The organism is Streptomyces sp. NPDC037271 (genome assembly GCF_055603605.1).
Window position 1 is genome coordinate 220,063 of the sequence record NZ_JBVJVN010000006.1, and the last position, 13,914, is coordinate 233,976.

10 protein-coding genes are annotated in these 13,914 nt (G+C 72.8%); 3 read left to right on the forward strand and 7 right to left on the reverse strand.

Going from position 1 to position 13,914, the window contains the following annotated elements; genetic code table 11:
* Positions 1-9: 9 nt before the first annotated feature.
* On the forward strand, positions 10-1,089 hold the full coding sequence (locus ACZ7G3_RS14470) for a PucR family transcriptional regulator (protein WP_470925695.1): 1,080 nt from the start codon (positions 10-12) through the stop codon (positions 1,087-1,089).
* 79 nt (positions 1,090-1,168) lie between these two features.
* Here ACZ7G3_RS14470 and ACZ7G3_RS14475 read toward each other — a convergent pair whose 3' ends face one another.
* Together ACZ7G3_RS14475 and ACZ7G3_RS14480 are read right to left on the reverse strand one after the other, a co-directional pair.
* Positions 1,169-2,743 (reverse strand): flotillin family protein, encoded by a 1,575-nt coding sequence (locus tag ACZ7G3_RS14475; protein ID WP_470925697.1) that lies wholly within the window; start codon positions 2,741-2,743, stop codon positions 1,169-1,171.
* 115 nt (positions 2,744-2,858) lie between these two features.
* On the reverse strand, positions 2,859-3,368 hold the full coding sequence (locus ACZ7G3_RS14480) for a hypothetical protein (RefSeq protein ID WP_470925699.1): 510 nt from the start codon (positions 3,366-3,368) through the stop codon (positions 2,859-2,861).
* 245 nt (positions 3,369-3,613) lie between these two features.
* On the opposite strand from ACZ7G3_RS14480, the gene ACZ7G3_RS14485 reads away from it, so the two are divergent.
* Positions 3,614-5,488 (forward strand): NAD-binding protein, encoded by a 1,875-nt coding sequence (locus tag ACZ7G3_RS14485; RefSeq protein WP_470925809.1) that lies wholly within the window; start codon positions 3,614-3,616, stop codon positions 5,486-5,488.
* A gap of 470 nt (positions 5,489-5,958) precedes the next feature.
* On the opposite strand, the gene ACZ7G3_RS14490 is transcribed toward ACZ7G3_RS14485, so the two are convergent.
* Positions 5,959-7,812: a S9 family peptidase gene (locus tag ACZ7G3_RS14490; RefSeq protein ID WP_470925701.1), complete on the reverse strand. Its 1,854-nt coding sequence runs from the start codon at positions 7,810-7,812 to the stop codon at positions 5,959-5,961.
* 142 nt (positions 7,813-7,954) lie between these two features.
* Here ACZ7G3_RS14490 and ACZ7G3_RS14495 point away from each other — a divergent pair, with 142 nt between their 5' ends.
* The gene (locus ACZ7G3_RS14495) at positions 7,955-8,812 is read left to right on the forward strand and encodes an SURF1 family protein (protein WP_470925702.1); all 858 of its coding nucleotides are present in this window, start codon (positions 7,955-7,957) and stop codon (positions 8,810-8,812) included.
* Between the two features lie 190 nt (positions 8,813-9,002).
* On the opposite strand, the gene ACZ7G3_RS14500 is transcribed toward ACZ7G3_RS14495, so the two are convergent.
* The 4 genes from ACZ7G3_RS14500 to ACZ7G3_RS14515 all read right to left on the reverse strand — a co-directional run bounded on the left by ACZ7G3_RS14500 (position 9,003) and on the right by ACZ7G3_RS14515 (position 13,770).
* Positions 9,003-10,073: a hypothetical protein gene (locus ACZ7G3_RS14500; RefSeq protein ID WP_470925704.1), complete on the reverse strand. Its 1,071-nt coding sequence runs from the start codon at positions 10,071-10,073 to the stop codon at positions 9,003-9,005.
* 191 nt (positions 10,074-10,264) lie between these two features.
* Positions 10,265-10,843, reverse strand: a complete 579-nt coding sequence (locus tag ACZ7G3_RS14505) for a SigE family RNA polymerase sigma factor (RefSeq protein ID WP_398133093.1) — start codon at positions 10,841-10,843, stop codon at positions 10,265-10,267.
* 573 nt (positions 10,844-11,416) lie between these two features.
* Positions 11,417-12,493: an aspartate-semialdehyde dehydrogenase gene (locus ACZ7G3_RS14510; RefSeq protein ID WP_470925706.1), complete on the reverse strand. Its 1,077-nt coding sequence runs from the start codon at positions 12,491-12,493 to the stop codon at positions 11,417-11,419.
* A complete protein-coding gene (locus tag ACZ7G3_RS14515; RefSeq protein ID WP_426520809.1) occupies positions 12,493-13,770 on the reverse strand; it encodes an aspartate kinase in 1,278 nt (425 codons plus the stop codon). The genes ACZ7G3_RS14510 and ACZ7G3_RS14515 overlap by 1 nt, the downstream gene beginning before the upstream one ends.
* Between the last annotated feature and the right edge of the window lie 144 nt (positions 13,771-13,914).

Genomic DNA, 13,914 nt, shown 5'->3' on the forward strand with positions numbered 1-13,914 from the left:
AGGCGCGGGGTGACGGACCAGTTGGCCGATCGGCAGGAGACGTACCTGACCGGGTACTCCGAGATCCTCGCGGAGGTCGCCGACACAGGGCGCCGGCTCAATCGGGGCGAGCTGGAGGAACGGCGGCTCTACGGTGAGCAGGCCGCGGAGGCGGGACACAGTCTGCGCAGTCTCGTACGGCTGCACCTGGACGCCACGCGCGCGTCCTGGCCCGGCGGTACGGCGGCCTCCACCACCGGCGTCGCGGACAGTGTGCTCGCCGCCGTCGCCCAGGCCGTCGACGCCTTCGCCGAGGGATACGAACGTGCCCAGCGTCTCGCCGTACGGCAGGAGGAGGCGGCACGGCGTGAGTTCATCGACGACCTTCTCTACGGGCGCAGCGATCTGGGCCGGCTCGCCGAACGGGCCGAGCGTTTCGGACTCGTCCTCTCCCGCGCCCACGCGGTCGCGGTGGCGGAGGGGCCGGAGGCGTACGACGACACCGCCCTGGTCACCCGGCTCGTCGAGACCTCGCTGATCTCCCGCTTCGGCGACCGCCGCATCCTGATCACCACCAAGAACGGGCAGCTCATCTGCATCGCGCCCGGTGACCAGGACGATGTCCTCACCTTCTTCGCCAAGCAGGCGTACGCCGCCACGGACGGCAGCCGGGTGGCCATCGGACGCCCCCAGACCGGCGCGGGCGGCGTGGTGCACAGCTACGAGGAGGCGCTGAGCACCCTGGAGCTCGCCGAGCGGCTGGAACTCGACGAGCCCGTGCTGCGCGCCGCCGACCTGCTCGTCTACCCGGTGCTCACCCGCGACCGGCAGGCCATGGCCGACCTCGTGCTGAGCGTGCTGGGTCCGCTGCGCGAGGCCCGCGGTGGTGCCGAGCCGCTGCTGCGGACCCTGGAGGCGTACTTCGACACCGGCTGCACCGCGGCCGCGGCGGCCCGGCGGCTGACGCTCAGCGTCCGGGCCCTGACCTACCGGCTGGACCGCATCCACCAGCTGACCGGGGCCAACCCCGCCGACCCGGTGCACCGCTACACCCTGCAGACCGCGGTCATCGGGGCCCGGCTGCTGGGCTGGCCCGCCCAGGAGATCTGAGCGGTCCGGCCCACGCGGGGACCGGCGCCCGCCCGGGGACCAGCTCGCACGGCGGCCCTCCCGGCGGTCAGCCCGGTGGTCAGCCCGTGATCTCCACCTTGCCGTTGAGCTGCGGGCCCGGCCGGTCCGCCCGGTCCGCCTGCTCCGGCCCGGCCGCCTGCCCCGGCGGCCCGTCCGTCGCCTTCGCGTCCTGCCCGGTGATGTTCTTCAGCAGGGCCGCCAGGTCGACGCCCGTGGTGGAGCCCAGGAGTTCCATGCCCTGCGCCACGTTGTCGGCGACCGTGCGCGACAGCCGGCTCGCGCCGTCCGTCGAGATGACCGTCATCTTGTCCACGGCCGCGAGCGGCTCGGCCGCCTTGGCCACCACCTGCGGCAGCACCTCGACCAGCATCTGGAGCACGGCCGCGTCGCCGTACTGCCCGAACGCGTCGGCCTTCTGCCGCATCGCCTCGGCCTCCGCCGCGCCCTTGGCGCCGATCGCCGCGGCCTCCGCCTCGCCCTCCAGCCGTACGGCCTCGGCGATCGCCGCACGCCGGGAACGCTCGGCCTCACCCTGCCTGAGGCCCTCGATGGCCTCCGCCTCGGCCAGCGCGCCACGCCGCTGCTTCTCGCCCTCACCGGTGAGCCGGGCCCGCTCGGCCTCCGCCTGGGCGGCGGCGATCTCGGCCGCCCGCTCCGCCTCCGCCTGCTTCACCCGCGCCACCCGGCGGGCCTCCGACTCCTGCTCGGCGGCGTACCGCTGGGCGTCGGCGGGCTTGCGCACCTCGGTGTCCAGCTGCCGGTCCTTCAACGCGGCCTGCCGCTCGGCGACCTTCTCCTGCTCGGCGAGGATGTCCTGTTCACGGGCCGCCTCGGCGAGAGGTCCCGCCGCGTTGGCACGGGCCGACGCCTGATCGGTCTCGGCCTTGATCTCGGCCTGCTTCAGGTAGAGGGTCCGCTGCGCGACCGCGATCTCCTCCTCGGCCTTCAGCCGCGCCTGCTCGGCGGCCCGCCGGGCCACGGCCTCGGCGATGTCGGCCTCCTGCCGGGCCCGCGCCGCCTCGGGACGGCCGAGGTCCTCCAGATAGGAGCCTTCGGTGGTGATGTCCTGGATCTGGAAGGCGTCCAGCACCAGGCCCTGCCCGGACAGACTCGCCTCCGCCTCCTCGGCGACCTGCCCGGCGAACGCGGCCCGGTCCCGGATGACGTCCTCCACGGACATCCGGCCGACGATCGCGCGCAGCGCGCCGGACAGCACCTCCTGGGTGAAGCCGACGATGCCGTCCTGCTGCATCAGGAACCGCTGCGCCGCCGCGCGGATCGCGTCCTCCGTGCCGCCGACCTTGACGATCGCGACGCCTTCCAGGTTGGCCTTCACCCCGCGCAGCGTCACCGCGCCACGCACGGCGACCGGGATGTGCCGCGAGGAGAGGTCGAGCGTGAACCGCTGCTGCACGAACGGCACGACGAACACACCGCCGCCGACCACGACCTTCTGGCCGCTGTTGTCGGTGAACACACGGCCCGTCTCCGGATCGGTGGACTTCTTGCCGCGCCGTCCCGTGACGATGAACGCCTCACTCGGGCCGGCCACCTTGTAGCGGCTGACCACCACCAGCGCGAGCAGCACCAGGAGTACGACGACTCCCAGCACCGCGATGACGACAGGACTCATGGCAACGCCCCCGAATCACAGAGCACGGAAAAGAAGGAACGGAGAGGAAGGAACCCAGAGGAGGGAACCGATCGGAGGGAACTGGGACGACGGAGCAGAGAAGGGCGGGGCCCGCTCAGCGGTCCACCGGCCGCACCACGACCGACGTACCGGTCGGCACCGCCTCGACCCACACCTCGGCGCCGCGCGCCACCGGCTCCGCACTGCGCGCCGCGCACTTCAGCGGCTGGCCGGCGAGCCGGAGCAGCACCTCACCGAAACCGTCCGCGGGAATCGCGGTCACCACCTTGCCGGACGTGCCGAGCAGGTCGTCCGCACGGGGTGTGACAGCCGTCCGGTCGCGCATCAGCGCTCGGCTGAAGCGGTACGTCAGCCAGCCGGCCCCCGCGCCGGCGGCCGCGCCGGCCCCGGCGGCCCCCGCGGGGCCGGTCCAGCCGGTGCCGAGGGCGATGGCGCCGCCGAAGCCGGTCATCGCCACGAACCCGGCGACGACCGGCAGTGACAGCCACCCCTCCAGGACGCCGTCCAACGCTGTGTTGAACGCGCCTTCCAGCAGTCCGTCGAAGACCAGCGACAGGGCGAGCAGCACGACCCCCGTGACACCCAGCCCGAGAAACCAGGCCATCCGTGCCGTCCCCCTCTCGCCCGTCGCTGAGCTTCGGTGAAACGAATCGTCACACGCGCCGGAGGAATCGCGTCATTGCCGTGTTCCGGCAATCTTTACGCGTCTTTAATGCCGCCCTTCGCTTCTCTCCCCTCTCCTCGGGGACTCCTGGAACCGCACCCGGCGCCGGTACTGTCCTCTTTCAAATGGGGACTCGAACAGGGAGCGTTCCGCACCAGGTTCCGCAGGGTGACGCGTACGCGCACATGGTGGTGTGCGGCGACGACGGACTGGCACACCGGCTGGCCGCCGAACTGCGCGGCGTGTACCGCGAACAGGTCACCCTCGTCGTCCCGCCCTCCGGGAGCCGGGTGCGGCAGCCGGTGGTCGGGCGGGCCCGCGCGGCCTCGGCGGCGCTGCGGGGCATGGTCAGCGCGGCCGTCAACCGGTCGGGCAACGCGGAACCGGGCAGCGGCGATCCGAACGGCACCGGCCGTGAACTGGAGGCCGCCGAGCCGACCGACGCCGTACTCGCGGAGGCCGGCGTGGACCGGGCCGCCGCGCTGGCCCTCGTGTACGACGACGACGAGACCAACATCCGCGCCGCCCTGACCGCCCGCCGCCTCAACCCTCGGCTGCGCCTGGTCCTGCGCCTGTACAACCGGCGGCTCGGCCGGCACATCGAGGAACTCCTCGACCAGAGCGCCGCGTTGGCGACCGGCGACGCTCGGGCGCCGGGACTCGACGGCGCCGGAACCTCCACGACCGTGCTGTCCGACGCCGACACGGCCGCACCCGCGCTGGCCGCGACCGCGCTCGTCGGCACCAGCAAGGTCGTCGAAGCGGACGGGCTGCTGCTGCGCGCGGTGGAACGGCAGCCGCCGCGTCCCGGCGAGGTGGCCGATCCGGGACTGTGCACCCTCGCGCTGCTCTCCGCGACGAGCAACGACCCGGCCGGCGCGGACGGTTCGGAGGGCAGCGGCGAGCAGGCGCCGCAACTGCTGCCCGACGCGGCGGCGGTGGAGGCGGCCACCGGGCGCGGCACCGTCGTCCTGGAGCAGGTCTCGTACTCCGGTCCCCCACTGCCCACCGCGCGTGCCGGTGTGCCCCCGTTCGGCGAGCTGTTCTCGCGGCGGCTGCGGTGGTCGCTGGCGGGCCTGGGGGCCTGCGTGGTCGCGCTCGCGGTGGCGCTGATGATGGTCACCGGGGACCATCCGCTGCACGCCACGTACGTGACCCTGCTCGATCTCTTCTCCATCAACGAGCCCGCCCACAACAAGGATTCCGGGCGGCAGGTGCTCCAGCTGCTGTCCGGTTTCGTCGGACTGCTGTTGCTGCCGGTACTGCTGGCCGCCGTGCTCGAGGCCCTCGGGACCTTCCGCAGCGCCTCGACGGTGCGGAAGCCGCCGCGCGGGCTCGGCGGGCACGTCGTCCTGCTCGGTCTCGGCAAGATCGGCACCCGTGTGCTGACCCGGTTGCGGGAGATGGACATCCCCGTGGTGTGCGTCGAGGCCGACCCCGAGGCGCGGGGCATGGCGACCGCGCGGCGGCTGCGGGTGCCGGTGGTGCTCGGGGACGTCACCCAGGAGGGCGTCCTGGAGGCCGCGAAGATCCACCGCGCGCACTCCCTGCTCGCCCTGACCAGTGTGGACACGACCAACCTGGAAGCCGTGCTGTACGCCCGCTCCGTACGGTCCGGACTGCGGGTGGTGCTGCGCCTGTACGACGACGACTTCGCGACCGCCGTGTACCGCACCCTGCGGGCCGCGCACCCGGGCGCGCTCACCCGGAGCCGCAGTGTGACCCACCTGTCCGCGCCCGCGTTCGCCGGGGCGATGATGGGCCGCCAGATCCTCGGGGCGATCCCCGTCGAGCGGCGGGTGCTGCTGTTCGCGGCGGTGGAGGTGGCCGGGCATCCGCAGCTGGAGGGGAAGACGGTCGGTGAGGCGTTCCGCGCGGGGGCGTGGCGGGTGCTGGCGCTGGAGGTCTCCGGTGAGCGCGGGGCGGCGGACACGGGGCTGGTGTGGGAGCTGCCCGACACGTACGTGCTGCGGGCCGAGGACCGGGTGGTGCTGGCGGCCACACGGCAGGGGCTGGCGGAGCTGCTGGGGCGGCGGACACGGCAGCGGACGGACGTGTAGGGGCGCTGCCCCTTACGGGCGTAGGCCCCCTACGCTCCCGCCAGGGCTCCGTCCCGGCTCCGCCCCCGGGACTCCCGGAGTCCAGATCCCCGAAACTCCCGAAACCTTCGAACCTCGGACCCCCGGCCCCTCCCGGACCCACCGGACCCACCAGGCCCACCGGACCCACCAGGCCCACCGGACCCACCAGGCCCGCCGGACCCATCGGGCCCACCGGACCCCCGGCCCCTCCCGGACCCTCCCGGACCCACCGGACCCACCAGGCCCACCAGGCCCACCGGACCCACCGGACCCATCGGGCCCACCGGACCCCCGGACCCCGGACCCCCGGACCCCCGGACCCCCGGGCCCACCAGAGGGTTCACCTCCGCCCCCCTGGGGACTCCACCTCCCGACCCCCCGGCCCCTGTCCACCCACCCCCCTCGGCCGGCCAGAAGGCCTCCACGGAGCGCCTCGGCCGGCCGAGCGGCTAGCTCTGGGGCAAGTGCCTCGCCGCGAAGTCCAGTTCCAGCCGGACCTGCTTGATCCGCTCGTCCACCACCAGTGACCCGTGCCCCGCGTCGTACCGGTACACCTCGTGGACCGCGTTCCTGGACTCCAGGCGCTTGACGTAGTTCTCGACCTGGCGGATCGGGCAGCGCGGGTCGTTGACCCCCGCCGAGATGTAGACCGGGGCCTTGACCTGGTCGACGTAGGTCAGCGGGGAGGATGCCTCGAAGCGGTCGGGGACCTCTTCGGGGGTGCCGCCGAGCAGGGTGCGGTCGAGGGCCTTCAGGCCCTCCATCTCGTCGTGGTACGCGGTGACGTAGTCGGCGACGGGGACGGCGGCGATGCCCAGCGTCCACGCCTCGGGCTGGGTGCCGATGCCGAGGAGGGTGAGGTAGCCGCCCCAGGAACCCCCGGTGAGGATCAGGCGGGCGGGGTCCGCGAGGCCGGAGGTGACCGCCCACTCGCGCACCGCCGCGATGTCCTCCAGCTCGATGAGACCCACCCGGTGCTTGAGCGCGTCGGTCCACGCGCGGCCGTACCCGGTGGAGCCGCGGTAGTTGACGCGGACCACCGCGTACCCGTGGTCGACCCAGGCGGCGGGGCCGGCGGCGAAGGAGTCGCTGTCGTGCCAGGTGGGGCCGCCGTGGATCTCGAAGACCGTCGGGAGCGGTCCGGTCGTGCCGGCGGGCTTCTGGACCAGGGCGTGGATGCGGCCGCCCGGCCCTTCCACCCACACGTCCTCCACCGGTACCGAGCCGGGCGACTTCATGCCGGGCGGGTCCAGGACGACCCGGCCGGTCGTCGAGCGCACCGCCGACGGCTCGGCGGCCGAGGACCACAGGTACTCCACGCTGCCGTCCGGGCGGGCCGTCGCCCCGGAGACGGTGCCGGCCGGGGTCGCGATCTCCACCAGCTCGCGTTCGGCCAGGTCGTAGCGGAACAGCTCGCTGCGGGCCTCGAAGCCGTGCACGATCAGCAGGCCGCTGCCGTCCGGGTACCACTCGGCGCTGACGTCACCGGGCAGCTCCAGGGCGAGGTCGGTCTGCTCGCCCGTCGCCACGTCCCACACCAGGGGCTCCCAGCGGCCCCGGCGCTGGTGGCCGATGAGCAGGCGGGTGTCACCGTCGACCGGTGCGAAGCCGAGCACCTCCAGGCCCAGCTCCTCCTCGCCGCCCTTCGTGTCGTCCAGCTCGGCGACCGTCGTGCCGTCGGGGCGCAGGACGCGCAGCGCCGAGTGCATGGCGTCGCCGTGCTCGGTGTGCTCGATCGCGATCAGCGTGCCGTCGTGGGAGAGGTCGCCGACTCCCGCGGACTCGCGGTGCCGGTAGATCTCCGCCGGGGGTCCGCCCGCGTACGCGAGGTGGATCGTCGTACCGTCCTCGTCGGTCGAGCGGCCGATCACCGCCGTACGCCCGTCCCGGCCGAGGGCGAGGCCCGCCGGGTAGGAGGGGTCGAGGCCCGGCACGGCGAGCTCGTCCTCGCCGCCCGGGAAGGGCTGCCGGCGCCAGACGCCGAACTCGTCGCCGTCCTTGTCGTCGAACCACCAGATCCAGTCGCCGTCCGGTGAGAGCACCCCGTCCGTCGTCCCGTTGGGCCGGTCCGTGACCTGGCGCTGCTCGCCGGTCGACCGGTCCCAGGCGTACAGCTCGTACGTCCCCGTCGCGTTCGACACGAACAGGGAGCGGTCCGGGGCGTCCTCGGCCCAGTCGGGCAGCGACACCCGGGGCGCCCGGAACCGCCTCTCCCAGTCGGGCATACGCTCGGTGCTCTCGTCCTGCCGGCCGTTCTGTCCCCGCCGCTGGTCCGACGACGCGGACCCGTTGCTCTCAGTCATGGCCCCATACTGCCCCGACCCGGTGACGACGTGCGGATCAGATCCCCAGCCTGTGGAAAACTTCGCCCGCCCCAGCCCGCTCCGACGCTTTTCCACAGCCCCGCGGCCGGGTCGCGGGGCCACGCCCCGTACCGTGGGGGGCGTGTACCGGTTTCTGCTGACGCCCCGATGGTGGGGGATCAACGTCTTCGTCGTCCTGGCCATCCCCTTCTGCATCTTCATGGGTTCGTGGCAGCTCGGCCGGTTCGAGGACCGGGTGCAGGACCACGAGACCACGACCACCGAACAGGACCCGGCCCGCCGCGAGGCGGCCCGTCCGCTGGCGGAGATGCTGCCGGTGGACAAGGCGACGGTCGGCGAGCAGACCACCGTGCGCGGCCGGTACGCCGACCAGCTGCTCGTCCCGGAGCGGAAGCTGGACGACCGGGACGGCTTCTACGTCCTCACGCTGCTGCGCACCGACTCGGGTGAAGCGCTGCCGGTCGTGCGCGGCTGGCTGCCCGGCGAGCCCGACCCGGCGAAGGCCCCGGCCCCGCCCACCGGCGAGATCACCGTCACCGGAGCGCTCCAGGCGGCCGAGTCGCCCGGCAGCAACGGCGTCAGCGGACGTTCCGGGTGGCCGGCCGGGCAGACCGGCGCGATCAGCGCGGCGACGCTGCTGAACCTCGTGCCGTACGACGTGTACGACGCGTGGGTCACGCTCAACGAGGGCGACTCCGGGATGCGGGCCGTACCCGTGACCGCGCCGCAGGGCACGGGACTGGACCTGAAGGCGTTCCAGAACCTCGGCTACACCGCCGAGTGGTTCGCCTTCGTCGGCTTCGTGATCTTCATGTGGTTCCGGCTGCTGCGCCGCGAGGTCGAACTCGCCCGCGACGCGGAACTCGGCCTCGCCCCGGAGGACGAGCCGAAGTCGAAGTCGGAGCCGAAGTCGAAGTCGGAGCCGAAGTCGGAGCCGGAGTCGGAGCCGGAGCCGCACCCCAGCCCGTCCGGCGTCTGACACCGGCCGCCGGCCGCCGGCCGCGCCGTGGAGCGCGGGCCCGGCGGCGCGGCCCGGGCCGGACCGGGAAGCGCGGGGTCCGACGGAGAAGCACAGGTCGGACCGTGGAACGTACGCCGGACCACGGAACGCAGGCCCGGCAGTGCAGCCCAGGCCCAGCCGTGGGGGGGGGGGGGCAGGCCGGCCCGCCCTACTCCGTCCCCGCCAGCACGCCCGTCCAGTACACCGTTCCCGCACAGGCGTTGGACACGGTGGCCGTCGCCGAGCCCGAGCCGCCCTCCGGGGTGTAGGTCACCGACACGCTTCCCTCGGCCGGGCCGTCCTCGGTGAGCAGCTGGGTCGTGGTGCCGGTGTCGTCGGCGCCGGTGGGGGTGCCGCCCGTGGCTGCCGTGGGCTGGGTGGGCGAGGGGTCGGCCGTGGGTCCGCCGGTGCCGCCTCCCGTGGTGCCGCCGGTGGTGGGACAGGTCTCCGAGGGCACCCAGGCGAACTGCACCTCGTACGCGGAGCCGGACGGCAGTGTCAGTGCGGCGTTCTCCAGGGACGGGTCGGGCAGTCCCGCCGCTGCGTCCCCCGCGACGTGCCGTGCCGTGCCGATGTCGGCGGCGTCCGCCGCGCCCTGCGCGGTGGCGACCACGCTGCCGGGTCCGGCGACGGTGCAGCCGTCCGCGGAGACGTTGGTGACGCGGAAGGAGCCGTAGACCACACCCGTCGAGTCGGGGGCGGCGCTGCTCGCGACGGCCGGGCCGAGCTGCTTCGCCGTGCACGCGGGGATGTCGGCGGCGGCGCTGGCGGAGGGGCCGGTGCCGGGGGCGGAGCCCGTCGCGGCACCGCTCTCCTTGTCCGTGGGCGTCTTCTCGGGGTCGCTCTCTTCCTTGCCCTCGGCCGTGCCCGCGGAGCCGGCGATGCCGCTCTGCCCGCCGGCCGGGTCCTTGCCCTGGGAGGTACCGCCCTGGGCCTGCGAGGCGTGTCCCGCGACGGACGGGTCGGCCCCCGGCCCGGTGGCGTTCGAGACGTGCACGAGGGCCGGGACCGCCGTGCCGATGAAGAGTGCGGCGGCCGCCATACCGACGACGGCCTGGCGCTTGCGGGCCCGCCGTGCGGGGACCGCGCGGCGCAGGTGGTCCAGGGTGCCGTCGCTCGGCTTCACGTCCTGGACGGCCTGGTGGAGCATTCTGCGCAGGGCCAGCTCGTCGGAGCCGAGCCCGTCGAGCCTGTCAGGCCCCTGAGTGTCGGGGCCCTGTTCGGCGGGGCCGTTGTTCACAGTTCCGTTCCCAGCGTGCGTGTACTTCGACGGTTCTTGCCCGGCGGGCCCGGCAGGCCCGGACGGTGGCCCGGCAGGCCCGGACGGTGGCCCGGCAGGTCCGGACGGTGGCTCGGCAGGTCCGGTCGGTGCGGTCCCTTCCCGGGGTCCGTGCTCGTCGCGGGCGGCGCGCCGTTCGTCGTCGCCGTCGCTCATGCCGGTGCCTCCATGGCCACCCTGAGCGCCGCGATGCCGCGTGATCCGTACGCCTTGACCGAGCCCAGGGATATCCCGAGCGTCTCGGCGACCTGTGCCTCGGTCATGTCGGCGAAGTAGCGCAGGACGAGCACCTCGCGCTGGCGGCGCTGCAGTCCCTTCATCGCCTTGATCAGGGAGTCGCGCTCCAGCTGGTCGTAGGCGCCCTCCTCCGCGCTCGCCATGTCCGGCATGGGCTTGGAGAGCAGCTTGAGTCCGAGGATGCGGCGGCGCAACGCCGAGCGCGAGAGGTTGACGACGGTCTGACGCAGGTACGCCAGGGTCTTCTCCGGGTCACGGACGCGTTTGCGCGCCGAGTGGACGCGGATGAAGGCCTCCTGGACGACGTCCTCGCAGGAGGCGGTGTCGTCGAGGAGGAGCGCGGCGAGGCCGAGCAGCGACCGGTAGTGCGTCCGGTACGTCTCGGTGAGGTGGTCGACGGTGGTACCCGCCGCCACCGCGTCCCCGTCCGCGCCGTCGCGCTGGTTCGGAATGCGGGCCGGCCGCGCTGCGGGCATCGGCGCGATCACCGGCATGCCACCGGCCGGGCCGGCCACACGGGGACGGACGGGCCGGACGGGTGGCCGCACAGCGGGGCCACGCGTCGCCGCGGGGAAATCGAGTACCTCTGCCACGCCAGTTGGACACGCCCACCCCCATGAGGGTTGTACGTGCCGGGCGTCACGTTCCCGCGTCTGCCGGGCGGCCACCCGTCAGACGGTGCGTCATAGGCCCTCATCGTCCCGCTCTTCCCCTATGTCCCATGTGAACGAGCGTCCCCACGCCCGTTCTCGGCGTCCCCACGCCGACCACGCGGCACCGCGCCCTGAATGGGTGACCGCAAAGACGCTCCCCGCCCTTCGCACGGTTGCGGAGGGCGGGGAGGAAATCCTCTGATGCCACAGGTGCCGGGTACAAGTAGTCCGGACCGATTTCCGGATCACATCTCGTTCATGGATCCTACAAACGAAGTCCACAGCGGCCAGAGTTTTTCACCCTGCTTTTTCCGACCCGGCGGTTTCCCAGCGCCGGTTTCCCAGCGCCGGTTTCCCAACGGCGGCTTCCCGTCCGGCGTTTCCCACCCGGCCGCTCCACCGGCCGTCCTGTGGTCAGACGAACTCGGCCGCCACCAGCTCCGCGATCTGCGCGGTGTTCAGCGCGGCGCCCTTGCGCAGGTTGTCCCCGCAGACGAAGAGTTCGAGCGCCGTCGGGTCGTCCAGGGCCCGCCGCACCCGGCCGACCCAGGTCGGGTCGGTGCCGACCACGTCGGCGGGGGTCGGGAACTCCCCCGCGGCCGGGTTGTCGAAGAGGACGACCCCGGGCGCGGTGGCCAGGATCTCCCGGGCCTTGTCGACGGTGACCTCGTTCTCGAAACGGGCGTGCACGGTCAGGGAGTGAGTGGTGACCACCGGCACCCGTACGCACGTCACGGCGACGGGGAGGGCCGGCAGCCCGAGGATCTTGCGGGTCTCGTCCCGCACCTTCATCTCCTCCGAGGACCAGCCGTCGTCCTTCAGCGAGCCGGCCCACGGTACGACGTTCAGCGCGACCGGCTCCGGGAACGGCCCGGTGTCGTCGCCGACGGCCCGCCGCACGTCACCGGGGCTGGTCCCCAGCTCGGTGCCGGCCACCAGGGACAGCTGCCGGCGCAGCGTCTCCACACCGTCCCGCCCGGCACCGCTCACCGCCTGGTACGAGGAGACGACCAGTTCGCGCAGCCCGAACTCGGCGTGCAGCGCGCCCAGCGCCACGATCATGGACAGCGTCGTGCAGTTGGGGTTGGCGACGATGCCGCGCGGCCGCATCCGCACCGCGTGCGGATTGACCTCGGGCACGACGAGCGGCACGTCCGGGTCCATCCGGAACGCGCCGGAGTTGTCGACCACCACCGCGCCCTTGGCGGCGGCGACCGGCGCCCACTGCGCGGCGACCTCGTCGGGTACGTCGAACATGGCGACGTCGACCCCGTCGAAGGCCTCCCCGGTGAGCGCCACCACCTCGACCTCCTCCCCGCGCACGGCCAGCTTGCGGCCGGCGGAGCGCGGGGAGGCGATCAGGCGGATGTCGCCCCAGACGTCCGCGTGCTGGGACAGGATCTGGAGCATGACCGCACCGACGGCGCCGGTCGCTCCGACGACGGCCAGGGTCGGCCGCCCGGTGCGCCCGGCACCCGCGATGTCGACCATCAGCGCCCGGTGCCTCCGTAGACCACGGCCTCGTCACTGTCGGAGTCCAGTCCGAAGGCGGTGTGCACGGCGCGGACGGCCTCGTTCACGTCGTCCTTACGGGTGACGACCGAGATGCGGATCTCGGAGGTCGAGATGAGCTCGATGTTCACCCCGGCCTCGGAGAGCGCGGTGAAGAAGTCGGCGGTGACGCCCGGGTTGCTCTTCATGCCCGCGCCGACCAGGGAGATCTTGCCGATCTGGTCGTCGTAGCGGAGCGAGTCGAAGCCGATGCCGGAGCGGTTCTTCTCCAGCGCGTCGATGGCCTTGCGGCCCTCGGCCTTGGGCAGGGTGAAGGAGATGTCGGTGAGGCCGGTGGAGGCCGCGGACACGTTCTGCACGACCATGTCGATGTTGACCTGGGCGTCGGCGATCGCCCGGAAGATCGCGGCGGCCTCGCCCGGCTTGTCCGGGACACCGACGACGGTGACCTTGGCCTCGGAGGTGTCGTGCGCGACACCGGAGATCATGGCCTGCTCCACGTGCTTTTCCCCTTGCTTGATCGGCTCGCTGCTGACCCACGTGCCCTGCAGTCCGCTGAAGCTGGACCGGACGTGGATCGGGATGTTGTACCGGCGGGCGTACTCCACACAGCGGTGGAGGAGCACCTTGGAACCGGAGGCCGCGAGCTCCAGCATGTCCTCGAAGGAGATCCAGTCGATCTTCTTCGCCTTCTTCACCACGCGCGGGTCGGCGGTGAACACGCCGTCGACGTCGGTGTAGATCTCACAGACGTCCGCGTCGAGCGCGGCGGCGAGGGCGACTGCGGTGGTGTCGGACCCGCCGCGCCCCAGCGTGGTGATGTCCTTGCTGTCCTGGCTGACGCCCTGGAAGCCGGCCACGATGGCGACGTTGCCCTCGTCCACCGAGGTGCGGATGCGGCCCGGCGTCACGTCGATGATCCGGGCCTTGTTGTGGACCGAGTCGGTGATGACTCCGGCCTGGCTGCCGGTGAACGACTGGGCCTCGTGGCCCAGGTTTTTGATCGCCATGGCCAGCAGCGCCATGGAGATACGCTCTCCGGCGGTCAGCAGCATGTCGAGTTCGCGCCCGGCAGGGATCGGGGATACCTGCTCGGCGAGATCGATCAGCTCGTCCGTCGTGTCGCCCATCGCGGAAACTACGGCGACCACCTGGTTGCCGTTCTTCTTCGCTTCCACGATCCGCTTGGCGACGCGCTTGATGCCCTCGGCATCGGCTACGGAGGAGCCTCCGTACTTCTGCACGACAAGGCCCACGTGCGCTCCTCGCTCAATCCGTCTCTTTCCGCACGTACGTATATGTACTGCGGTCGGCTCATTTTACCGAGCGTCCGGATTTCCCCCCTGCGGTATCGCATGGTGAGACTCCCGGGCCCGTCCAGGCAGGCTCATGCCCAGGAG